Source organism: Aquimarina addita, from assembly GCF_039539305.1.
Taxonomy (GTDB): domain Bacteria; phylum Bacteroidota; class Bacteroidia; order Flavobacteriales; family Flavobacteriaceae; genus Aquimarina; species Aquimarina addita.
Genome location: NZ_BAABCW010000011.1, coordinates 104918 through 130054, shown reverse-complemented (window position 1 = coordinate 130054; position 25137 = coordinate 104918). Strand labels below are relative to the sequence as shown.

23 protein-coding genes are annotated in these 25137 nt (G+C 29.9%); 13 read left to right on the top strand and 10 right to left on the bottom strand.

The annotated features are described in order from the left end of the window. Positions 1-120: 120 nt before the first annotated feature. The 9 genes from ABD816_RS14025 to ABD816_RS13985 all read left to right on the top strand — a co-directional run bounded on the left by ABD816_RS14025 (position 121) and on the right by ABD816_RS13985 (position 9033). Complete coding sequence (locus ABD816_RS14025; RefSeq protein WP_149622979.1) at positions 121-474, top strand: helix-turn-helix transcriptional regulator; 354 nt, start codon at positions 121-123, stop codon at positions 472-474. Between the two features lie 76 nt (positions 475-550). Beyond that, positions 551-1696, top strand: coding sequence for a phage integrase SAM-like domain-containing protein (locus ABD816_RS14020; protein WP_344928406.1), 1146 nt, complete (start codon positions 551-553; stop codon positions 1694-1696). A gap of 13 nt (positions 1697-1709) precedes the next feature. Beyond that, positions 1710-4490 carry a hypothetical protein gene (locus ABD816_RS14015; protein ID WP_344928404.1) on the top strand — a complete coding sequence of 927 codons (2781 nt, stop codon included), beginning with the start codon at positions 1710-1712 and terminating at the stop codon, positions 4488-4490. 141 nt (positions 4491-4631) lie between these two features. Then, entirely contained in the window at positions 4632-4982 is a 351-nt protein-coding gene (locus ABD816_RS14010; protein ID WP_344928402.1) for a helix-turn-helix domain-containing protein, read from the top strand. Beyond that, positions 4972-5349, top strand: a complete 378-nt coding sequence (locus tag ABD816_RS14005) for a hypothetical protein (protein ID WP_344928400.1) — start codon at positions 4972-4974, stop codon at positions 5347-5349. The genes ABD816_RS14010 and ABD816_RS14005 overlap by 11 nt, the downstream gene beginning before the upstream one ends. Next, positions 5349-6872, top strand: coding sequence for a DNA primase family protein (locus ABD816_RS14000; RefSeq protein WP_344928397.1), 1524 nt, complete (start codon positions 5349-5351; stop codon positions 6870-6872). The genes ABD816_RS14005 and ABD816_RS14000 overlap by 1 nt, the downstream gene beginning before the upstream one ends. Further along, complete coding sequence (locus ABD816_RS13995) at positions 6869-7819, top strand: DUF6371 domain-containing protein (protein ID WP_344928395.1); 951 nt, start codon at positions 6869-6871, stop codon at positions 7817-7819. The genes ABD816_RS14000 and ABD816_RS13995 overlap by 4 nt, the downstream gene beginning before the upstream one ends. Positions 7820-7846: 27 nt before the next feature. Next, positions 7847-8434, top strand: a complete 588-nt coding sequence (locus tag ABD816_RS13990; RefSeq protein ID WP_344928393.1) for a hypothetical protein — start codon at positions 7847-7849, stop codon at positions 8432-8434. A gap of 11 nt (positions 8435-8445) precedes the next feature. Then, positions 8446-9033: a hypothetical protein gene (locus ABD816_RS13985; protein ID WP_344928392.1), complete on the top strand. Its 588-nt coding sequence runs from the start codon at positions 8446-8448 to the stop codon at positions 9031-9033. Positions 9034-9080: 47 nt separating this feature from the next. Here ABD816_RS13985 and ABD816_RS13980 read toward each other — a convergent pair whose 3' ends face one another. Further along, a complete protein-coding gene (locus tag ABD816_RS13980; RefSeq protein ID WP_344928391.1) occupies positions 9081-9281 on the bottom strand; it encodes a hypothetical protein in 201 nt (66 codons plus the stop codon). Between the two features lie 105 nt (positions 9282-9386). Here ABD816_RS13980 and ABD816_RS13975 point away from each other — a divergent pair, with 105 nt between their 5' ends. Beyond that, the gene (locus ABD816_RS13975; protein WP_344928388.1) at positions 9387-9605 is read left to right on the top strand and encodes a helix-turn-helix domain-containing protein; all 219 of its coding nucleotides are present in this window, start codon (positions 9387-9389) and stop codon (positions 9603-9605) included. Between the two features lie 573 nt (positions 9606-10178). Next, positions 10179-12908 carry a KAP family P-loop NTPase fold protein gene (locus ABD816_RS13970; RefSeq protein ID WP_344928386.1) on the top strand — a complete coding sequence of 910 codons (2730 nt, stop codon included), beginning with the start codon at positions 10179-10181 and terminating at the stop codon, positions 12906-12908. Positions 12909-13122: 214 nt separating this feature from the next. Here the strand turns inward: ABD816_RS13970 and ABD816_RS13965 are convergent, their stop codons facing one another. From ABD816_RS13965 to ABD816_RS13930, 8 genes are all read right to left on the bottom strand, one after another. Continuing rightward, positions 13123-13746 carry a hypothetical protein gene (locus ABD816_RS13965; protein ID WP_344928384.1) on the bottom strand — a complete coding sequence of 208 codons (624 nt, stop codon included), beginning with the start codon at positions 13744-13746 and terminating at the stop codon, positions 13123-13125. A gap of 506 nt (positions 13747-14252) precedes the next feature. Next, positions 14253-14717, bottom strand: a complete 465-nt coding sequence (locus ABD816_RS13960) for a hypothetical protein (protein WP_344928382.1) — start codon at positions 14715-14717, stop codon at positions 14253-14255. A 317-nt stretch (positions 14718-15034) separates the two neighbouring features. Continuing rightward, complete coding sequence (locus ABD816_RS13955; RefSeq protein ID WP_344928380.1) at positions 15035-15553, bottom strand: DinB family protein; 519 nt, start codon at positions 15551-15553, stop codon at positions 15035-15037. A gap of 166 nt (positions 15554-15719) precedes the next feature. Next, entirely contained in the window at positions 15720-17558 is a 1839-nt protein-coding gene (locus ABD816_RS13950; protein ID WP_344928378.1) for a YfiR/HmsC family protein, read from the bottom strand. Next, a complete protein-coding gene (locus tag ABD816_RS13945; protein ID WP_344928377.1) occupies positions 17555-20266 on the bottom strand; it encodes a TonB-dependent receptor in 2712 nt (903 codons plus the stop codon). The genes ABD816_RS13950 and ABD816_RS13945 overlap by 4 nt, the downstream gene beginning before the upstream one ends. A 128-nt stretch (positions 20267-20394) precedes the next feature. Further along, a complete protein-coding gene (locus tag ABD816_RS13940; protein ID WP_344928375.1) occupies positions 20395-20805 on the bottom strand; it encodes a response regulator in 411 nt (136 codons plus the stop codon). A 402-nt stretch (positions 20806-21207) separates the two neighbouring features. Beyond that, positions 21208-21612 carry a response regulator gene (locus ABD816_RS13935; protein WP_344928372.1) on the bottom strand — a complete coding sequence of 135 codons (405 nt, stop codon included), beginning with the start codon at positions 21610-21612 and terminating at the stop codon, positions 21208-21210. Between the two features lie 43 nt (positions 21613-21655). Then, entirely contained in the window at positions 21656-22084 is a 429-nt protein-coding gene (locus tag ABD816_RS13930; RefSeq protein ID WP_344928369.1) for a response regulator, read from the bottom strand. 442 nt (positions 22085-22526) lie between these two features. On the opposite strand from ABD816_RS13930, the gene ABD816_RS13925 reads away from it, so the two are divergent. Continuing rightward, positions 22527-23558 (top strand): hypothetical protein, encoded by a 1032-nt coding sequence (locus ABD816_RS13925; protein ID WP_344928367.1) that lies wholly within the window; start codon positions 22527-22529, stop codon positions 23556-23558. 4 nt (positions 23559-23562) lie between these two features. Next, complete coding sequence (locus ABD816_RS13920; RefSeq protein ID WP_344928366.1) at positions 23563-24582, top strand: metal-dependent hydrolase; 1020 nt, start codon at positions 23563-23565, stop codon at positions 24580-24582. A gap of 54 nt (positions 24583-24636) precedes the next feature. On the opposite strand, the gene ABD816_RS13915 is transcribed toward ABD816_RS13920, so the two are convergent. Next, positions 24637-25137, bottom strand: coding sequence for a DUF1761 domain-containing protein (locus ABD816_RS13915; protein WP_344928364.1), 501 nt, complete (start codon positions 25135-25137; stop codon positions 24637-24639).

Here is a 25137-nt window from a genome sequence, read left to right as displayed (position 1 = left end):
TCTATTTGTACCTTTGTTGTACCTCGAAGTATTTGAGGTACAAATTTTAAGTATTAAGGCGAAATTATGGCACTTATTTCTTCTTAATACTACTTAATGATACTTAAGACTTCTTAATTTATGAGTACAAATATTAGAGTACAACGGATTTGCCAGCATTGTGGGAATGATTTTACCGCTCGTACTACAGTAACAAAATATTGTGGAGACAATTGCGCCAAAAGAGCTTATAAGGTTCGTAAACGCAATGAGAAAATAAATAATAGTAATAGAGAGACTAAAGAAATAATCCGTAAGCCTATCGAGCAGATTAAAGCCAAGGAATTTCTTACTGTAAATGAAACGGCAATTCTATTAGGTTGCTCCAAAAGAACCGCCTACCGATTGATTGAAAAAGGAACTATAAAAGCAGTAAACCTTTCGGAAAGAATGACAAGAGTGAAACGTGAAGAACTTGACAGGTTACTAAGTTGAAAATATTTTATTTTTAAAGGTACACCAATTACACTTTCTACACGATTAATAATAAAAGACAACGAATAAAAGACAGATGGCAATTAAAATTAGCTTAAGAAAAAAGCCTATCTCAAAAGGTAGACACAGCTTATACCTTGACTTCTACCCTCCTATTACTATTGCCCAGACAGGCAAAAAAACCCGTAGAGAGTTTCTAGGGCTTTATATTATAGACAAACCCAAATCACCACTAGAAAAACTAGATAACAAAAACACCTTACTACTTGGTGAACAAATACGTCAAAAAAGAGATAATGAATTGAACAAGCCCGAAGTGTATAATGCATTCGAATTAGAACAATTGAAGGCGAAAGAAAAAGGTAAACATTCCTTTATTAGCTATTATGAAGAACAAATGGAAAAGAAAATCGGAAAAAACTACGCTGTCTGGATTTCTTCTTTTGCGTATCTAAAAGACTTTACTGCTAATAGTTTAACATTTGCCGACCTCAACGAAAAGTTTTGTAATGATTACCGTGATTATCTACTTACTGCCAAAAGTAAGAGAAGTAGTAAAACTACCATTTCACAAAATACCGCTCAAAGCTATTTTAATAAATTCAAAGCTACATTAAAGCAAGCATTTAAGGACGATTTATTACCCAATGACCTCAACGGAAAAATAAAACCAATTAAGCAAGCAGATACAAACAGGGTGTTTTTATCTATAGAAGAACTAAACAAATTAGCTAATACGGATTGTGTAAATCCAATATTAAAAAAAGCATCTTTATTCTCTGCTCTTACTGGGTTGAGGTTTTCAGATATTGAAAAATTACAATGGAGTGAAGTAGTTCATTCCCCAGATCGAGGATATTCTATTCAATTTCAGCAAAAGAAAACTAAAAGAAATGAATACTTGCCAATTCCAGAACAGGCTTATGCTTTAATGGGAGAACCAAAAGAAGCTAATCAAAAAGTATTTGAAGGATTATATTACTCTGCACATCAAAACTCGCAATTATTAAAATGGGCTATCAGCGCAGGAATACAAAAACACCTAACTTTTCATTGTTTCAGACATACGTATGCCACCTTACAACTTAGTAATGGTACTGATATCTACACTGTATCCAAGATGCTCGGACATAAGGATTTAAAGACTACTCAGATTTATGCTAAGGTGATTGATGAAAGTAAAAGAGAAGCCGCTAGTAAAATTAAATTGGACTTAGAATAAGAAAAGTGAAGAAATGAATATAATTAATCATTTAAACTATCAATTAAGCAAAATAGAAGAACTTCTAAATAAAGACTTAGAAAACAAGGAAGTTACTTACAACTATTTGATTTGCGAAGACGACTACAAATTTTTAGATAAATATGAACTGCAAACATACATAACGGAGACTAAAATAGAAAATTTAGGATTTCTCAATACAATTAATGAAAGATGTTCTAATATAATTAAACTTTGGAATATAGATTTCGAAACTCTACCAAATAAAACACTTGATAAACCATTTATTTATAACGATACCGAAACTGGGAATTATTTCAATTCCGTTTTAGATTTCCACGCTATTTATTTAAATGAGGAAAAATGGAAGTTTTACAATACCGAACTAGGTAAAACATATTTTATTAAAAATTATGAATATGAATTATATTCGATAGCGGATATAGCTAATAGATGTTATTTAATATTGAACTGGATCACAGGTACTTTCCCAGACAGTAAATCTGAAGTGCATCCTGATGTTTTTTTTCAAAACTATCTGAAGCACGGACTTTTTTCTTTACAATCACCAATAAAACCATACGATAAAAATAATTTAAAATTAGTTCTTAAAAGAATCGAAGAATATGAAAGTAGATATAAATACATTTATAATAAACTTAATAGTAAAAAACAATTAAAACTCAAAGAACAAGTTTTAAACCATCTTAAAGAAATCAAAAAAGTTCAAACTTTTCCCATCTACGAAACAAAATTAAACGAGCTAATTGAAGAGATTATTAATCTTTCGGAGGATCATTTAAATTATAAAAACGTTGATAAAGAAATACCCTATAGAGATCGGGGATATTGGATTGAAGTTTTTAATGACATTGATACCTCCAAAAAACAAAAAGTTATTGTAAGACTTTTAGGTTCAAAAAACTTAGAACGTGGTGCTTATGATGAAGGGTCTTTTAATTTAACCGTTGAATACTTAAAAAGATTCAAAGAAGATACCGAGTTTTTATCTAAAGAAAGAACTTTACAGTACATCGGTCAACTTAATATTAAAAAACCAAAGAGTCCAAAAACTGACAGTGCTTTATTTAATCAAACTGTTTTCAACGCAGAAAATAGCTATTATGAATTTATTGAAGATTATAAATTACATCTTGAAGAAAATAATCTAATAGAAGAACTACAAAAAGTCTTAAATAATATTGGTAGTATAACAGAAAAACTTGACTATTTAGAAGAGCAAAAAATAGATTTTAAAACTCATAATTTAATTTCTCCATTAAAAATTCCCGAAAGTATCTATAAAGATCATTTTCGTGATGGTTTAAAGTTGCCAGAATTCACTTATTGGTTTTTAAAATTTAATGCTAAAGAACTTTTTAGCTATACCATAAACAGTAAGGATTTTACTAGTAAATTAAACTCAACACTGAAAAAAGAATTTATACAAGCAGAACTAAATGAGCTTAAAGAAATTGAAACAAATGCTAAAGAATTACTTCTAAAAAAAGAAGTTGATATTCATAATCAAAATCACCCTAATAATTACAATTATCGCAGAGAAATTACACTATTAAAAGTGTTAGATGGCAATTACTATCAAGAAAACATAATTAACTCTCCTCATGCCTGGGGTAGTTTAGAAACACAGTATTATTTTAAATATCATCTTTTGAGACCTTACTTGGAGAAAATTAAATCCACAAAAAAGGCATTAGAATCTGTGAACAATGCCGATGATCCTTTATATTCTTTAGAACAAATTGATCCTAAAACATTACGAAAAACAGACTTATACAGAATACATAAAGATCAAATAAAATCCAATGGGTATTTATGTGTTAATCTTGATGATGGCAGTCAGACTAAAATCTATACACCTGAATTAGCCATAATATTAACTAGTGGTTTTATTAAAGGAAAAAAACGGAATAGTGATACTATTATTAATATTGAAGAACTTGACTTCTTAAGAGATTATAATATAGGGTTCAAAGAGGGGCAAGAATATTTTAAAAAAGAATTTAATCCTACATTAGAAATACTCTATGGAATAAATAGCACAACTTATATTAAGAACCTTCACTATAATTATTTTCATTTCAATTTCGGTTCTTTTAAAATAGGTTGGAACTATATTAGACATAATTATCCAATGATTATAAATCGTAAAACAAGTAAGGAGTATGGATATTATTCAGGAATTGTATCGGAAATGGAGTTACTTATTAAAAAACATCCTGAATTGTTTAAAGATTTTAATAAATGTGGTTCTGAAAAAGATTATAAGACTATAAAAACCAAACACTCAAGTACACTGAGCGTAAACGTTGAGTCTGAAGTCCAAAACTTAGAACAAGAAAAAGGAATCGAAATACCTAGAGAAACTCTTAAAGACGATGGGAAGCAAAATATTACTATTGAACAGAAAACAAAAACTAAACAATCAGAAAACATTCAATTATTAACAAAAATATGGCTCGCTGAACCTAAACTTGCAATAAAAGATTTAATTGAAAAAGGCATTGAAAAAGGAATGTGGGATAAAGACCTTATTTTAAAACTAAGAAGAGGTTCATTGTATGGCTCTGAAAAAGTTTTTCTAGGTTCTTTATCTGTAGCTCTAAGATCATATTCTATCAATTCTAACACTGATTACAAATTAATTGGAGAAATATTTTGTAAAGTTTTTAATGTAGATATTAAAACAGGTACATCAACTCCATACAAATCCTTTCAAACTGGTAATTCAAAATATATCGATCAAATAAAAAGAGCTTTTAATATTAAATGATTATTCTTCAAAATTCCTAACCAAAAAATAATAATAATTTTATTCTAGGTTTATTACAGGTTCTCTGCGTTCTTGAAAATTCCTGAAAATTCTAACTTCAGAATTCTGCCTTATTGTACTCGAATTTAAAAAAACAGTACAATGGAAGCATTGAAATTTGAAAATCTGCCAAACGCAGTCGCTGAGCTTCAAAAAGGACAAAGCGAATTAAAAGCCTTATTACTTCAAAAGGCACAACCTCAACCTGAAACCGATAACCCTATAACTATACAGGGAGTATCAGAACTCACAGGATTAACAGTACCTACATTATACGGGTATTGTCAACGTAATGAAATACCCTATAGCAAAAAAGGGAATCGACTTTACTTCTTCAAATCCGAAATCATTGATTGGATTAAAACAGGAAAAAGCAAAACACTGAAAGAATTGCAGTTGGATGCGGAGGCGTATTTGTCTAACAAAAAGAAAGGGCTGAATTATGAAAAATAATCACAAAAACAACCCTAATAAAAGACAACGTAAAGATAAGGTTTCTGTGTTGAAATACATAAAAGCTAGGGTAGAAAATGGAACAGGTTTGGTACTGTCCGAACTTAAAAAAGAGTATAACGAAGAGCAACTTTTTTTTATAGCTTTAAAGTATATCACCACAACAAAAAAAGCACTTTGCAAAGCTCTTGACATCCCAGTTGAAGCAGGTTGCAGATACAAGAGAAAATATGAGAAACAAGGACTTCTTGTAGAATCTATTGAAGATATTGTATGTCCCTACACTATGCATCCTGCAAAACGTTTAAGTACAAATCCTGATGAATTTGACGATTTGACCCACACTAACCAATTAACCTTATTCTAATGAAACAGACAGAGATAAGTAATATTGATATAGATGATATTTTGGAAGAAACCACTAAACTTCTGGATGAGGTTAAAATTGACAAAATATCTCTTAAGCAAAATAATGTATCAAATATTCTGGATGAGATACTAAATCGCATAGACTATGTAGATTTTAGGGAGTATTGTAAATTAAAAGGTGATAACGCTAAACTAAAAGGCAAACACTTCTTGGTATCCGTAGTAGAGATTCTATTACAGGTTACGAACGAAAACGGTTTTAGCCTTTGTAGAAAAGACGGTATGATCTATTTATTTAATTCTGAGTATTGGGAAAATATAGATCAAGATAGGTTTAAAGATTTCTTAGGTAAAGTTGCTTTAAAAATGGGAGTAGATAAATTTGATGCAAAGCTGCATCTCTTTAAACACGAATTACTAAAGCAATTTATATCAGACGGTGGATTAGAAGAAATTAAAACCATACACGGAACTACATTGATAAATCTTAGCAATGGTACATTTGAGATTACTCCCGAAAAGCAATACTTGAGAGAGTTTAAGAAAAACGACTTTATAACGTACCAACTACCTTTTGTTTACGATCGTGCAGCAAGCGCGCCAATTTTTAAAGGGTTTTTAGACAAAGTACTTCCCGAGCCAGAATTACAAGATATTCTAGCAGAATACTTAGGGTATATCTTTGTTAGGAATAACGTTCTCAAGCTCGAGAAAGTTCTTTTACTCTATGGTACTGGTGCTAACGGAAAAAGTGTCTTATTTGAGATCATAATGGCTCTATTGGGTAGTCAAAACGTTACAAATTATTCTCTACAATCACTTACAGCAGAAAACGGATATTCTAGGGCAATGCTTTCTAATAAGTTATTGAATTATGCAAGTGAGATTAATGGTAAATTAGAAGCTAACATTTTTAAACTTCTAATTTCGGGAGAACCAGTTGAAGCAAGACTACCCTATGGAAATCCTCACTTGATAACAGACTATGCTAGGTTTATGTTTAACTGCAATGAGTTACCAAGAGAAGTAGAAAATACTAATGCATTTTTTAGACGCTTCATTATTCTCCCTTTTCGCGTTACTATACCATCGCAGGAGCAAGATAAAACATTAGCTAAACGAATTATTGATAATGAGCTTTCGGGTGTTTTCAATTGGGTTTTAGATGGTCTTACTCGTTTATTTAAAAAAGAAGGTTTTACAGAAAGTAACGTAGTACAAAATGAGGTAGTACAATACCAAAAGGAAAGCGATAGTGTATTGATGTTTCTTGACGACGAGACTTATCAACGTTCTACCCTAATGGATATGCCTTTAAAAACAGTCTATAATGAATACAAATCTTATTGTATCGATGGGGGTTATCGGACTTGTTCAAATCGTACTTTTTCCAAAAGATTAAAAAAAGCAGGGTTTACTATCGAAAGAAAGAATTATGGAATGGCAATCTACATAGAGAAAGCTCCCAATAGTGTAGAAAGTGTATCAAATGTAGGTTCTAAAACAACAAAATTATTTTGAAAGACTATAGATACATACTAGAACCATACAACGGGATGAAGACCAGGTATCGTTGTCCTAATTGCGAAAAAAATGGCGTATTTACTCGTTACCTTGATCAACGTACTGGAGAATATTTGGACGACAAAACGGGTAAATGTTCCAGAGCAATTAAATGCGGATACCATTTTTCGCCGAAACAATACTTTTCTGAGGGTGGTATTTCAATCTCTGAAGTGCAAAAAAAACCATTGATATGGAAACCAAAACTAAAGGTTAAACTAGAACCCAACTATATCGATAAAATAGTTTTAGAAGAAAGCATTGATAACAGACTGTCTAATAACTTTTTGCTGTACCTATCTCATATCTGGAATGATGAGGTTGCTGTTCATTTAGCTAATGAGTATAATATCGGCACTTCTAATCACTGGAGTGGAGCAACCATTTTTTGGCAAGTAGACAATTTCGGCAAAATTAGAAGCGGTAAAGTTATGCTATACAATCCTGTGACTGGAAAACGTATAAAACAGCCATACAATCACATTAATTGGATTCATAAAGTATTAAAGCTAGACAACTTCCATTTGCAGCAATGCTTCTTTGGAGAACACCTACTCCATAAACACAAAGAAAAGCCAGTCGCCATTGTGGAAAGCGAGAAAACAGCTATAATAGCTAGTGTGTTCCTACCTGAATTTGTCTGGTTAGCTTGTGGTAGTGTGCACAACCTCAACAATGAAAAAACAATGGTTTTAAAAGGTAGAAGTGTTGTGCTTTTTCCAGATTTAGGATGCTTTGACCTATGGAATGATAAAATACATAAGCTATCAAAATTAGCAACTTATCGAACTTCTACTCTATTAGAAGAAAAAGCTACCGATAATGAGCGCAAACAAGGTTTTGACATTGCCGACTACCTAACAAAACCTAATATTATAAATTACATTACTACTAACCTTCCTTAAAGATTTAGGTTTCAAAAATTCTGAGATATGCCAAAACCTTATACAGCTCCTTTACTAATCGATCAACAAAAAACACTCTCAACTGGTTATTTGTCTAAGCGTAATTACTTTCTGCCTAACTATAAAGTTACTGGCTCAACTGGTTGGACTTCTAACAAATCTAAGGATTTAGATATTACAATAACTACAATAATGAAAAAGGGCAATGAGGTTGTAATTCTAAACTATTATGATTTTAACAGCGAACCCGTAGAGCAAGTTATTTACTTACAATCAGAACCTTCTAATTTAGGTAAAGGATTAGTTTGGTTTTTTATTTGCCCATTTTCTGGTAAAAGGTGTAGAAATTTGATATTTGTTTATAATCGTTTTATGCATCGAAGTAACATACCCAAAGCTATGTACACCGTGCAATCAGAAAGCAAGTATTGGAGAAAATTATTTCAACTACAACCTAACATACCCAAAACTCAGAAGATACTTAATGAGCCTAATAGAAAGTATTATAAAAAATACTATTGTGGTAAAATAACAAAACGCTATAAAAAGTATTTAGTCATCATTCAGAAATGGAATACTAACAGGGATGAACGTATTGCTTTAATGAATAGATAAAACGATTTACAATGCCAAAACCACATACATTTCCTTTCATATTTGATCAAGTAAAAAGCATTGATATTTCATTACTTAGAAAATGGGGTTACTTAAATCACTGCCATTATAAAAGTGGTACACTTACTTGGAGTACAAATGGAATAGAAACTAGTAATATCTCTATAGCAACAAAGATGAATACCATAAAAAAAGTATTAATTCTTAGCTACAATTGTAATGACAAATCTTATAAATATGAAGTGCCATTAGTTTCTTTGCCTTCTAATTTAGGGAAAGGTATAGTGTGGTATTTCCTTTGTCCTTTCACCAAAAAACGATGTAGAAAATTACATTTTATAGACCAACGTTTTATTCACCGTTCTGCGCTACCTAGTGGGATGTATGAAAAACAAATCCAAAGTAAGAAATGGAGACAAATGGACAAGGCTTACGGTTTCTATTTTGATTCAAATCAACACTACCAAGAACTTTACGGAAAGTACTTTAAAAAGTATTACAATGGTAAACCAACGAAGAGGTATCTAAAATTGATGGCAAAAATAAATAGATCAGAAAGCATCCCCTATCAGGAAATCGAAAAAGCAATGTGCATTTGAAATTTCAAGATAATTTCTTAACTTTTTCAATACCATAAGTTTTATTTCTAAGATTCTGCGATTTTTTTAAATGACTTCAAAAAGAAAGCAATATTCTGCTGCTGTTTTTGAGTAAAATAATCTCGATCTATGTGATTTAATAAATACATCAAATCATCTAAGTCATCAATTAACTCCTTCTTACTGCCATAATTTAGTTTTAAATCGTCCGCTATTCTAATCAACTCTCCTTGATTTAATTCTTTCATAATATTTTTCTAGATAGCAAAATTAAAAAAAACCGTATAAATAAATACACATTTTGTGTAAATATTTACACGGTTGAATCAATTATGTTTCTTGAATATTGTTTTATGAAAAATATTGATGATAAAAAATTAAGGGCAATTGGAAAAAGAATCAATGATTTGAGAATTGAAAAAAGAATGTCAATTCAAGAGCTTGCTGACAAAGCAAACATTGAGAGATCAAATTTATCTCGAATTAGCACTAAAGGATCTAATTTCACATTATTAACTTTATTGAAAATTATTACAGCGTTAGAATGTGAACCCAATGATATAATATTATAACCCTATTGGTATATTCAGCCTTACAATTGATAGTTTTTCAAAACGAATCCTATCAATATTTTGTTTACAATATCTAAAATATAAGAAAAATTAATAGACTAATGTCATCTCATTTTTAATCAATTTAATCATTCTAATCCATTTAATATCTTGTCTATAACAAAACAGAATAAACAGAAAACAATCAATATTGAGAATAGTATTAAGAGGTTATATCTATGCGAATAAATATTAACACACTCAAAATCAGTTCTTTTTACTTTTTCAGGAGTGATTTCGAAAAAATCGAGTAATAACAATAATGGAAGCCAAACCACAATTGACAAGTATACAAACAGCATTACCACTCCATCCAAAAAGGAATCATTAAAATGTTTTATTGTTCTTTTCACTAGATACCTGTACATAATTCTAAAATACCAGTTTGTTTAATAATTTCTTTGAATATTCCCCAAATTAACATAATTTAACCAAACTCAATCTGAGAATGTAACAAATCCTCTCTATTTTTAGGTAAATCATATTTCTAATTTCACATATTACTATTTTTATCAATCTCATATTTAATACTTTATGATAGAAAAACTAATTCGATTAACAAATAAATTCTTGCTATTTAGCAGGAGGAATTTCAGAATTTGCGTAATATGGGCAATTCTTTTTTTAGTTTTTATTTTATTCGAAAATAGAATTTCTGATTTATTAATATCCTACAGTTTCCTAGCAGAAAAGGAAGTGAATGGTGAAAATTTTGAAACTATTTTTATAGCACTTAATATCATAATCATCATTATTATTATTTGGTTCTTAATAAAGAATTATCGCATTTCAAAACAGTTTAACTTTTGGTTATTACTATTCGCAGTTTCCTATTTGGTCTTGAGGATAAATCAATTAGATAATTTAAAATTCATTAAGATTAAAAACATCACATTTTCAAATCTTTACTATACTGATATTTTTTTATTAGTTGGAATCGGTATTATTGTTCTTTACATAAGAAATTTCTTTAAGGATTTTAAACCTTATGATCATCTAAAAGCTATAATCGGTAGATTTTTATTTATTGAACAGGAATCCATAAATTCGATATACAAAGAGGATTTACCAATATCAGGAAATAAGACAATAGACAATGAAAAAATCATTAATAAATTATTACCTAAGATCATTCAATTAAACCCACTTAACGCTTTCATAATAGGCATAAATGCAGAATGGGGTCACGGAAAAACAAGTTTTTTAAAAAGGTTAGAATACAGATTAAAATATGATTTAAAATTTAAAAACCATATTCCTATCACCTTTTGGTTTAACGCTTGGCAGCATCAAGATGAAAAATCAATAATTAATAATTTTTTCAATCAGTTAAAAAAAGAGCTTTCTAGATATTCGGGAGATGCCAAAACTTCAATTAATCAATATTTAAGTAAGCTTTTTGCTATAATAGATAAAAGTAATGGAATAAAATTTTTAAATAACGATATACTTAGCACGGATTCCAGTATAGAGGACTATTACGCTAATATTCAAAATTTAATCAATCGTATTGATAAAAAAATAATTGTATTCGTTGATGATTTAGATCGCTTGAATAAAAATGAAATTTCTGAAGTTATAAGAATTCTAAGGAATGTAGCCAATTTCAAAAACACTGTGTTCGTTTGTGGTTTTGATAAAAACTATGTAATAAAGGAAGGAGGTTTTGATCATAATTATCTTAATAAAATTTTTAATCTCGAAATAAATCTACCTAAACTACCTCAAAATGGACTTTGGATATATTTGAAAGATTTGATTGAAAAATCCTCTGTTTTAAGAAAAAATGAAGCGATTATTAAAGAATTTAATAAAATTTTCGAATACGATACCGAAGACCATCCTTGGATGGATATTTCGTTAGATAATCTACTAATTAATAATAAAGAGTTGGATGAAAATGATCTTAATTCAATTCCTCTAACTCCTTTATTGTTCTTTGACACACGGAGAGATATAAAAAGATTTTATAATAGTTTAATTACAAATATAGACACACTTGAAAAAATCGATGACGTAGAACTCAGAGATTATCTAGTATTCAAGCTACTAATTTTTAAATATTACTGGTTAATAGATAGTTTTAAAGGAAAGCTTTTGAATTTTTGGTTAGGAGATCAATCCACTCTTAAACTTCAAAAAAATAAGTTATATTTTTTTGAAAACAGAAAAGATATTCAAAATATTGATAAGATTACGATATTCTCTGTTTTAGAGTACCTATTTTATGATAATGAACAAAACCTTAATCAAGAAGGTTCTAAAAGAATGAATCAAAGAAGATACTTGCCTCTATATCTAAACAATAATATTTATAATCAATCCTTCTCTTATTCAGACTTACTTACTGCTCATAAAGAACATAACATATCTTCATTAATTGATTCTAGAGTATTGAACGAGAGTAATAAGAACTCTTTATTAAATGATATAAAAAGTTATATTTTAAGGGAAGATAACCTTAAGAATATTCAAGATTTTGATCAAGCGATAACTGTTATCAAAAAATACCTATCCATTCAAATAAGTCATACAGAGCTTCTTCATCTCCTTCATTTTGGGGAATCTATTGACGGTTTTAAAGAGCTTTCAAATACTAAAATCTTTATTCAAATTGATGATGTATTTGGAAATTTTCTAGGTCAACTCAATGAGTTTTATTCTACTGGCATTAAAAATATTTCTTACCCTAATGATTTTTTTGGAAGCTACTTTAACAAAAATGACATAGAAGGGTTAGATATCTTAAATCGTTCCTATGTAAAAGAAAAAACAATTAAACTTTTCCAGAAATTCGCGAATAAAGAAAGATCAATTCAAGAAATTTCGAATAAATTATACGATTGTGCTGAATATCATTGTAAACCTTTCTATTTAAGATTATATTATGATGAAATATCAAACATTTACAAGGAGTATTTAAAGAACAACTTTTTCGAATTTTTTATTAAATTAGAACCTTTAGAAATAGTGAGATTCTTTGATGTTAAATCTTTAGCTTCTCTTTTTGTCACAAAAAAAGATAAAGAGGATATAATCCAGCAAGCCAAAGAATTAATAAAAAATAAAACTCAATGGACTGAAACAGATTTAAACGACAACCCTTTTTTAAGAAACGGTTGGATAAATTTCTTAAGTTACATAGAGAATATATCTAAAAATATAGATTTAACTGAATCTGAAATAGAAAAGAAAAATTACCTAATTCACTATATTAGAGAGTACATTAAAAATGGCTTTATTATCCCTAACAAGTCGATATAAGGTTTTATAGGTCATAAAAAGAGGAGTTCTAAACACAAGAAGGATAATCCTGAATAATGAATCACTTGTACCCTATTTGTACCTAAACACATGTAAACACCTTATTTTATTAATATAATAGATTTTGTATCGGGAAGTAATCTAATAATACTTATTATATAAAAACTGAATTTACAAAAGATAGTATTCAACTTAAATCTTGAACTTATTGCTATTATTGATGCAATACTTCATAGACATTAATTGGCAGGAAATTAGGTCGTTGTTCATTATCTTCTCCATTTGAGGCATTATACAAACTTTTAAAAAAACGAAAAGCTCCTACCGAATAATTCACTTTATCCATCCACTGATAGAAATATCTTTCTTTACTTTCTGTAGTAGCATACTCAAAAACTTTTGTTTTCAACTTATCAAAACCTTCATCAGTCATAATAGGACGTGATGGAAACAACTCGAACTCTTTTTTCTCAGTAATATCGAGCATTGATTTAACCCATTCTACATCAGATCGATAATCCTCTACTAATTTATTTTCCATAGAGAGGTGCATTTCTTTCTCAAATTTAATTCTGAGTGTACTTTTTGTACCAACCATATCAGCAGTCTTAAAGGTAAGACTTCCATTACTAGCCAAATGATATTGACCGTCTATTTTGCTTCCTTCAAAAATAATAGTATAAGGAACACCCGTAAGACTTCTTACTTCAAATTCCTGTTGGTTAATAGGTGAAACTGCGATCTGCTGATCTTGTGCACTTACGTAAGTATAAGAGCACAAAAGCACTAACAAAATTGTTATTATTTTTATATTACATTTAGATATTTGGAGCATCATGATATATTATTTTTATATGGTTAAAGTTATAATTTCATAGGTAGTTTTCAAAGTGTTATTACTGTGATTTTTTACTATTTTCAAGATTTATTATGACAATAAGCTCTCTTTTTTCAGTACATTCTAAAAATCAACTACTTATAACAAATTTTCCCTCTTTTTATTTAACGAAAATCAGATATTTTCACTTTTAATTACTTATTCTATTTTGTTATCAATATCTTAATATCAAAAGTCGTGCTACATTTTTCATATTTAATCTATTAGTGTAATTTTTATTTCAATTTCATAATAAAAAGCATCATGACACTTCATATCTCACAAGAAGATTTACTAATTCATTTAGGAAATATAACATTCAGAAAAAAAGATTTAAAAAGAGAAAACAATAAAATAAAATTATAAAGAATAGAGGTAAATTGCTTACTAAATAGTAATCCTATCACGTTTTAAAAAACCAGTTCAAATATTGTTTTATAAAAAAATAAATTTGTAAATCCAGAAAATCAATTATGTAACCCAGTAACCCTATCTATCCAAAAATAATCAGAAATTGTGGGATCTATATGGATTTTCTCCCCCGTAATTCTATTTTCGAGCACAACAATGTCGTGATTTTTAAAAAAGGAGGAGTCAACATAAGCATGTACGTTCACCCCAAAAAAATATAATTCTCCTACATACACTTTTGCTCGCCAATGATTCGATATTTCTGTTTTTTCAATTAAAAAATTACAGATAGATGCATAAAAGTGCGAATAGCCTACACAGTTAGTACTTTGCGTATGTATTAATTGATTAGGATTTATATCACACCTGGAAAAAGTAAATTGCAGTTTTTTATTTGTAAGTTTATTTGTGGTATCTACTATGGATGTTATAGTAAAAAGATTTTTATTACTTGCAGAAGATTCTATATAAGTGATAAGTTTTGAATCAAGTACCTTAAAGGTTTTTCTTTCTTCTATCAAATCATATTTTATAATCAAATTATATAAATAACTTCTAAGAAAACAAATCAATATGACAGATGTGATAAGAATATATATATTTCGCGAAACTTTCATATACCATCCTTGCTATAAAACGCTTAGAATTCTAAGATATCAATTATATTGACTTATAATCATAATATTCTGGATATTCGTTTGTAACTAAATTAATAATATACGATTGATAAGAGATCTAAAGTTATGTTTTTTCTTATTTAATATACTTTGTTTGATATTAACATAATAGCGTTTATTTTACTTGTTCGACTTAAAAAGCTAAGTATGTATCTATTTTATTAAAGATACCGTTCTTTTATAATATCCATATGCCAAATTTCATGGCCTAGCATAATAAAAGCTGCAGATCTTGCTGATAAAGCCCCTCCGTTAGCATTGCCTACATATTCTAACTGAGAATCGGGCACGCTATTTAAAAAAGAAATAAAAGCATCCCTTAAAATACTATATTCTTCAATTAGAGCTTGTAATGGTTTATGATCAGCACCTGAGGGTTCTATGTAAATATCCTGATCAAACCCAGTTAATGCAGTCTTATCGTTTCTAGCGATTCTAAAACATCGGTACATAAAAATTCTTTCTGTATCAATGAGGTGTTGCAATATTTCTTTGATGCTCCATTTCCCTTCATCATATTTATACAGTAATTTATCTTCAGGAATGTTAGAAAAGAACTGAATCACATTCTTTTTTCCTTCCGCATACCCTTTTCTTAGATCAAGCTCTGGTGCTAACTTGTTAATATAAATTTTGTAATACGGATCAAATTCTTTTTGACTTAAACTACTTGTTTTCATATTTCTTTTTTAACAATACAATAATACATAGAAATTAGTTTTCATTAATAGTCCGGTTTTAAAATAATCCTTACACCAGTTTTTTATAATAGTTATCATCGAGATCTTACAAAAAGCATATTTTACAAATTTACAGTAAAGAATTTCACACAGCTCAAAAAACTGGTTATCCCGGAATTGTAAAGTAAAATGTGGTTCCTTGCCCTTCTATTGACTTTAACCAAATCTCACCACCATGAGCTTCCACTATTTTTTTACAATGTGCTAAACCAATTCCCGTTCCTTGATACTTTTCTCTGGAATGCAATCTCTGAAAAATAGCAAAAATTCTATCCTTATGTTTTTCAGGAATTCCGATCCCATTATCCTTTATAGCAAACTCCCAAAACTGACTGGATACGTTATTAATTATCTTTGTTTTTTTAACTGCAGAAATAGTAACTTCAGGAACTACATCCTCTTCTGTAAACTTAATCGCATTACTTACCAAATTCTGGATTAACAATCTCAATTCTATTTCAGATCCCTTTACAACAGGTAATGTATTTACTGTAAGCTTTGCATTTGTTCTTTCTAAAATCGAAGTGAAATCTGCTTTCAGTTCTTCCATAATTTTAGTAAGATCAACCTTTATAAAATCTTTAGACCGACCTAGTCTGGAATATTCTAATAATGCATTAATAAGCTTTTTCATTCGTTTACTTGCATCTTGTATAAAAGTAAGACTATCTTTTCCTGCTTCATCAAATTTATCACCATAATCTTCTGCAATCAAGCCTATAAAGCTAGAAATCGTATTTAAAGGTTCTTGTAGATCATGGCTTGCTATGTAAGCAAATTGTTCTAACTCTTTATTCTTTGATTCTAACACCTTAGATTGATGATAAATCTCCTGGTTTTTTTCTTCCAGGGACGCATTCAATCTTTTCTTGTGTAAATAACTTCTATATATAAAAAAGCTGATCAAAATAATAAATACAGCAAGTATGATAAGTAATATATTAATCTTTTTCTGGTTATTAATTTCTAAAAGCTGTTGCTCTAAAATAGCTTCCTGATCTCTAACCTGAGTATTTAATTCATTTTGATACTGGTGTTGTCGATCAATTTCCTGTGCACTAACCTTAATCTTTTCTTCTTGTATTTTTATAAACTCTAATTGTTTCTGTATACCTTCTTCGAGTTCTTTTTTTATAAGCAGTTTTTCCTCATATTTCTTTTCACGTATTTTACCTTCTGAAAAAAGCGCTTGTATTATTTTGTTTCGTTCACTTACCTTTTCTTGTATATTATCTAATGCTTTTTCTTTTGTAAAAATTTTTTCTTCTTGTTGTTCAATCTTTTCTTCTTTATTTTTAATAACTATTTTTTGTTCCTCATTCTCTACCATCACCCGTTCTAATGACTTTTCTGTGGTACGAAACAATCCTTTCCATTTTTCAGAAGAAGTGATTCCGTATTTTTTTAGGGATGGTGCTATTATAAAACCTTCATTTTCAATACGTGAAGTATTTATTTCATATTCAAAAGAATTCCCTACATGTATCATATTAATCATCGAGGTGTTATAATCAAAATCTTCTGTCACTAATAAAATATGCTTTCCTTTTATTTTATTAAAAATATGATCCATACTATAATTGTATTTATTATTTACATACAATAGCTGAATATCTTTTACACTTTTGACTGATTGAAAATTATAAACATTAACAGGTTTTCCAAAGACTTTTCGCTTTTGCGCCATCGTCTTAAGATTTATATAGGTATCATCAGGTCCCAAGACCCCGATATTAAAAGTCTCTAATGTAGTATCAGACCAACCTATTTGTTGCGCTAGATTAAATATAAAAATAGCACGTTGTGATTTCTCTACTTCTTTATCCTCTATTTCCTGAGCATTTATTATTGTTGAAATATTTGAAATAAAAAAGAAGGTGATGAAAAAATAAATGTGAACCCTGTAGAAAGAGATACGCGAAAAGTTACCCAATGTACACATCATAATCTTAACAAAAGCCTAAGATAATAGTTTGCTCCATTAACTCCAAACTGTTGAACTCTTCTACTATATAAAAAATTACCGTCACTGGTATTAGCAGCATGTGTATGTTTATCTGGATACACATTAAAAATATTATTTCCTCCAACGGTACATTTTACAAAATCATTTATCTGATATGAAATTGCCATATCAGTCACTAGTTTTGAAGAAAATGTTTGATCCCTTGTTTCTATGAGTCCATTGTATTCATTGACAACCCAATTAGCCTGATCTCCATCATCAGGATGAACATAAGTTACATCTCCAAAAAATGTATTTCCCATCTGAATCCTGAACTTATTAAATTCATAAGATATCATAGAGTTCATTTTGTAGGTAGGTTGGCCAGATTCTACCCTCCCTATTTCTTCTCTATTAAACAATACATCTTCTTGCCCTACAAGTGAGGGAGATACTTTTATCCCTCCAACAACTTTGGTATTCGTTATGTTTATCCCTAAAGTAGTATCAAATTTACCAATTCCCAGATTTGTTTTAAATACGATAGCGGCGTCTGCTCCTGATGTCCTGGAATCTATCGCATTTGTAAAAAACTGAGCTGCACCTACATTAAAAGGAGCAAGAAGGTCCTCATACCCTTCTGCAAACCTCCCCGAAAGTACAATTCTATCCTTAATATCAACAAGATAATAATCAAAGGTAAAAGTGAAGTTTTCATTTATTTTACTGCTGATACCAGCACTAAAATGATTAGATAGTTCTGGTTTTAATTTTTCAATTTTAAATGCTTCTGTTGCAACTGCACTTTCATTATTAAATGTTCCAACTCTTATACTTTCTCCATTTATAAACTGTGTACTGATATTCTGGAAGAAAACCTGATGTAATGATGGCGCCCTAAACCCTGTAGAAAAACCTGTTCTAAAACTTAATCCTTTAGTGACCGCGTATCTACCAGAAAGTTTCCATATTGCCTGACCATCAAAATCATTATAAACTCCATACCTAGCTGCTGCTTTTACAACTAATTTCTGTGTTAAATTAGCCTCTATATCCATGTAACCAGAAGTATTAGTTCTAAAACGATTCAGTTCATTTTCTGGTTGGAAACCAGGAAAAACCTGTGCTCCTGCTACTCTGGAAAGCTCTTCTCCAGAATCTGATATATACGTACTACCACCATTGATATATGAATCTTCTTCTCCTGCCTTAATCTGATAATTTTCTACTCTTAACTCTCCTCCAAAAGCAATATTAACACCATCTAACCAGTCAAAAGTTCTAGAAATGTCTAAGTTTGTCGTATTTTGCTGATACTCAAATCCTCCAACATAAAATGTGCTTGGTGAAGCAACACCTAATGAGGCATTATTGGAATTATTTACTGTAAAATCCAGGGAGTTTGTGCCAATTGCATGACTAAAATCTACATCCCAGCCATTCTTAATCCCTCTGATTCCACCTGTAACAGCATCATCTTGTATGTCAGTAAGTAACTCTGGAGAAAAACCATTTGGAAATAATTCTGGTACTATTAGATCAAGATCTTTTGGAAAGCGATAAAATCCAGCTGTTTTCCCTTCTCTATAATTTCTCCCTCCCAGTAGATAAAAGGTAGCGTTATCTGACATTGCAATCTCACCATTAATCATCAATGATAAATTCTGCGTCTCTGCACTACCGATTTCCATTACCCTATGATTATCATAACCGGTCTGTCCAAAAAAATTATTCTGTAGAATTAATTGTTGATCTTCTATAGGGTCTTCGACATAAACAGTACCTGTATAATCGCCAGCTCTATTCACCGATTCTTTATCTCTATACTCTGCTGTAACATTAACAAACCCTCTATTTCCTATTTTTAATCCAAAATTAGCCGAAGAATACGTAGTAAACCCATCTCCTGCTGTTGTGATACCTACTCTATTATTTACATCAATAACATCTGTCTGTGTTTTTAAAATAATATTAATAACACCAGCAATCGCATCCGATCCGTATTGTGAAGCCGCTCCATCACGTAATACTTCGATTCTTTCTATTGCAGCAATAGGTATTGCATTAAAGTCTGTACCCACTGTTCCTCTTCCTATCGTGCCATTAACATTTAGTAAGGAACTATTGTGTCTTCTTTTCCCATTAATCAGAACTAAAACCTGATCAGGTCCTAATCCCCTAAGAGAAGCTGGATCAATATGATCGGTTCCATCAGCAATGGTTTGATTAGTAGCATGAAAAGATGGAATTAAATAATGTAAAATATGACTCAGTTCTACCTGAGATGAATTGGATATATCTTGTGGAGATATAATATCAATAGGCACAGTATTTTCTAATAAAGATCTAGGTTTACCTCTAGAACCAATCGAAATAGGTTGATCCATAGAAAACCCCGTACGTAATACAAAATCATTATTAATCGTCTCTCCCACCTTTATAGTAACAGACTTAGAAAGAGAATTATACATAACAAATCCAGCGGTAACTACATACTCACCTTCTTCTACCTCTAATAAATAATTACCATTGATATCCGTAGTGGTTTGTAAATCCATTCCTTCAATACTTACCTTAGCTCCTGGCAAATTACCAAATTGATCAGAGACATTACCTGTAAGTATTGCCCGAGATTGCGAGATTGCTTTATGAGAAATAAAACAACATACTAAAATGGCTATAATATAGGTTTTGTGAGGAAGTTTCAAGATATACGTAAATTTAAAAGTGGTTGGTCTTTCTAGTTTATTAATTGAATAAGCAAGGTAATTAAAAATACTTTTCTTAAATATTTTACTACTGGTTTTGCATCAAATAATAATCAATAAATTAATTACTAAACAAAAACAATTTCTTCATTAAAATGTTTATCCACAATATTTAAAACCTTATTCACCGTGAGCATTTTTTCACTAAATTCATGCACACCAAACACCTCTACTGCTTTTCTTTTCTCATCAATGGTAATCTCTGCGCCAATCATTAAAACAATGATTGGTTTTTTACTACCAATATCATATTTTTTTAAGTTTTCTAAAAAATCCCAACCATTCATAACAGGCATATTTACATCAAGAAACAAAATATCAGGAATATTGCCGGATACTATAATATCTAATGCTTCTTTTCCATCTCTTGCAATTAAAACTTCATCAACACAATTTGTTTTTTTAACAATCATTGTGTTAAAAAAATTAGTAGCCTCACTATCGTCTATTAATAAAATTTTATTCAATTTAATTTCCATATTATTATCTCTTAAAGGGGTTGTTATTGATATAAACTAAGCTTAAAAACATATTCATTTTTTCATTCAATATTACAGGTAACTCATAAAGTTATGTTGTGTAAGTTATCCATGACTGCGAATAATTAAAACTCAGGAGTGTGTTTTAAAATCTTATGTTAATACTTTAATTCTTAAACTTTCCAATTGATTTTTTTTACATCAGGCTAATGACGTAAACAATTATCAATTTCCAATCAATCAGGAAACAAACCTATCACAAAAAATCGATTAAAAACGAATATATTCGACAAAATACTTGTTTTTTATAAATAAGTGGTAAAGAACTATTATTTACAAACATTAATATGTGTCTATGCGTTTTCTAAGATTTGATAAAATTATTTAAATAATGAGTGACCATTATTTAGAAATAACCTCTGGGAAATGTATAGATATAATCTGGTGAAGTGTATCCTTTGTTAACATTTTTTCTTTAAATCCTTTAACTTGAGAAATACATTCTAGTCGTTTCTCTTCTTCTTTAGTTAATGAGGCGCCTAGCATTATAATAATTACAGAATTTCTCAATGAATCTTCTAGCATCTGATAGGCATCAAGAAACTCCCACCCATTCATTACGGGCATATTAAGATCAAGAAATATAATTTCAGGGAGGGTTTCTTTTTTGATATATGCTAATGCTTCTTTTCCATTAGTAGCAACTAATACTTCGTCTACATAATTGGTTTTTTCTATAATAGTCTTATTAAAAAAATTGGTAGCACTACTATCATCTATCAAAAGAAACCGTTTTAATTTATTCATACAATTATGAAACGCTTTACCCACAAACTATTTACTAAAAAAACTAACAGTTATGAGAAGTAATTATTGAAAAATGTTTTTCTATTACTTTATCTAACACTCCTAGCGATAAGGGCTTATTAATAAAATCATCTACAGAATGGTTCTTCAAAGATTTGTGTACATCATCGGGATTAGAAGATGTAGATAATAAAATAACTTTAATCCCTTCTGTAGTTTGCTTGTTTAATTTAGAAAACTCAATAAGAAACTCCCATCCATTCATAGCAGGCATATTGATGTCTAAAAAAATAAGATTTGGTTTAGTCGTTTCTTGACTTTCTACTTTATCTAAATATGCTAATGCTTCTTTTCCGCTCTGCACCGTATAAATACAATCAAAGCTATTATGCTTGGTTACGACTCTTTCGTTAAAAAAATTCGTAGCCTTATCATCATCGATCAATAAGACACAGTTTATCAATTTCCCCATAAGCTTCTGAATTGAAGTCAAAAAAACTAAACTTAATTGACATAACCTGCATAAACTTAAACTTTATGAAAGGGTTTTCGTTTAAAAACCTTATTTAACGATAAAAAAAACTTATAATTAGTAAATCGGCCTTAGATAAAGAAACTATATATTTCTGAGAACTTTCTAATACTCTTATTTTGTTTATTTTTCAATTGATAATGGTTTAACAAGTTACAAATAAAAAATAAAATGTAATTTTGGTATTCATAACATTCAATTATTTAATACGATCTTTTAAATATTTATGCTTAATAAAATAAAAAATTGTTATAAATCAAATCGGTTACTTTATAAATTTTATAATAGCACAGAAGATATACCCTCTTCTCAGTGGGATATTGTAAACTCAAAAAACAATCTTTTTCTAACGTTGAATTATTTACGTACTTTAGAAAAATCATTGGCAAAGACCATTCAATTCAGATATATTATTTTTTACGATGATAAAGTTCCTGTAGGTATAGCTGCTACACAATATATATCTTTTAATACTAATGAATTAAAACTTCACGAGTTTCCTTGTAGTATAAGTGGTACAATAACGAATACACTATTTAAAAATACTGACATAAAAGTGTTAGTCTGCGGTAATTTATTTTCTTGCGGAGAACATGGTTTTTCATACACTGACCGCTTAACTGCTACTGATGCTTTTGAAAACTTATCAAATGCGTTGCGTGAATTGAGCAAAATAGAAACCACTGACAAGCCTTCTTTTATACTTCTTAAAGAATTTTGGCCCGCATCATTCAACAACAGTGATTCTATAAAAAAACAAGATTTCAGAGATTTCAAAATTGATGTTAATATGGTACTGCCTATAAGACCAGAATGGAATGATTTTAATATGTATCTAGGTAGTATGAAAACCAAATTTAGAACAAGAGCTAAGAAAGTTTTTAAAAATTCTTCTGAAATTATCGTAAAGAGTTTTAACCCTGATGATATTCTTTTTTATGCTAAAAAAATAAATTCATTATATTTATCTGTTATCGAAAAAGCGGATTTTAAGGTTGAAAAACTAAACGCTTCTATCTTCCAAAATCTCAAGAAAAACCTAGGAGATTCATTTATATTTAAAGGCTATTTTCTTGAAGACAGATTAGTGGGCTTTAAGACTGCATTTATTCTTAAAGATGCATTAGAGGCTAATCATATCGGTATTGATTATGAGTATAATAAAACCCACGACATTTATCAAAAAATGTTATATAACTATGTAGCGTTGGCTATTTCTAAAAAAGTTCCTGAGCTACGTCTGGGTAGAACTGCTGAAATCATAAAAAGTAGTATTGGAGCAGAACCTGTAGAAATGAAATTATATGTACGACATTGTAATTCTATATCAAATGCTTTATTAAAGCCATTAGTTGATCTGATCTCACCAAGCGACTATGAAATAAGGCATCCTTTTAAACTTCAGGTTCAATAATAATATGGATTCGTTAACACAAATTGTATTAGGTGCCGCTGTAGGAGAAGCGGCTATCGGAAAAAAAATTGGTAATAAAGCAATGTTATGGGGTGCTATCGCTGGAACGATTCCAGATCTTGATGTTATAGCAAAACTTTTTGTAGACCCCGTTACTGCAAATGAAGTACACAGAGGATTTTCTCATTCTATCTTATTTAGTATCATCATGGCTCCTTTATTAGGATGGTGTGTTGCTCAATTATATCGAAATAAAGAAGCAGACTGGAAAGACTGGACAAAATTAATGTTTCTGGCCCTTTTCACACATCCTCTCCTAGATGCTTTTACCACGTGGGGAACTCAACTATTTTGGCCACTAGAGTACAAAGTTTCTTTCAAAAATATCTTTGTTGTCGATCCATTATATACAATTCCTTTTTTACTATGTGTACTTACTGCCATGTTTTATCAAAGAACAAATCCAAAGAGAAAAAGAATTAATACCATCGGAATCTTAGTGAGTAGTTTTTATCTCTTAATCACTCTGGGAATGAAATGGTATACATATCAAGTTTTTAAAATCAGTCTGGAGAATCAACATATTTCTTATAAAGAAATTCAAATTAAACCTACCCCTCTCAACAGTTTATTATGGACTGCTAACGTAGAAACTGATCGTTCTTTTTTAATAGGACACTACTCAGTTTTTGATGCAGACAAAATAATAACTTTTTCAGAATTCCAAAAGAATCATCAACTATTAGAACCTATCAAAAATTCAGCATTAATCCCCAGATTAATTAACTTAACAGAGGGTTGGTATACTATAGAACAGAAAAAGGATACACTGCTATTTAATGATCTTAGATTTGGACAAATGGGTGTCGGAGCTCACACAAATCGTTTTGTATTTAGTTATGAACTTTTTACGGATACTGAGGGTCGTCTAAGTGCAAGAGAAAGAGAAAGAGAAAGAGATCCTGAAAAAGCAATACCTTTATTAAAAACAATTTTCAAAAGAGTTTTTGGCAACAAATTATAGAAAAGATTACTTAGCTTTTTTTGAAAAATCTTTCTCTATTTTATATTAAAATGGTTAGGCAAACTCACAAATCACCCCTCCCATTAATCCAAGACAAACCGTCCAATACCCTACATTAATAAGAATATAGGTAACGCCTTTTCTTTCAAACAAGGCATTAGTACCTAAAACTGGCAATACAAAAAAGATACCTGATAAAACACCATGAAATACACCGTGTCTAAAAGTTCTGAAGTTAGTCCCATACTTAGCCATAAAGTCCTGAGCATACAAATTAATTTCTGTTCCTTCTTTTAGTAAATCAGGATCACTCATTAAACTAGAGAAAAATCCATATTGGTGAATTACTAAAATAGTAACCATTGTAGCAAGAAAAAAACTCAGGATATAGCTTAAAATAAAAATCTTAAGCATGCTCGCTCTTTTTAGATCCTCTGTAGTAAATCCACACGACTTCATCCATGCGGATCCAAAAACTTTTGGGTTGTACCAAATAAAACCCAAAACCATCGGGATAAGTGCAGCAATAGCGGCTACAATAAAATTAAACTCCAT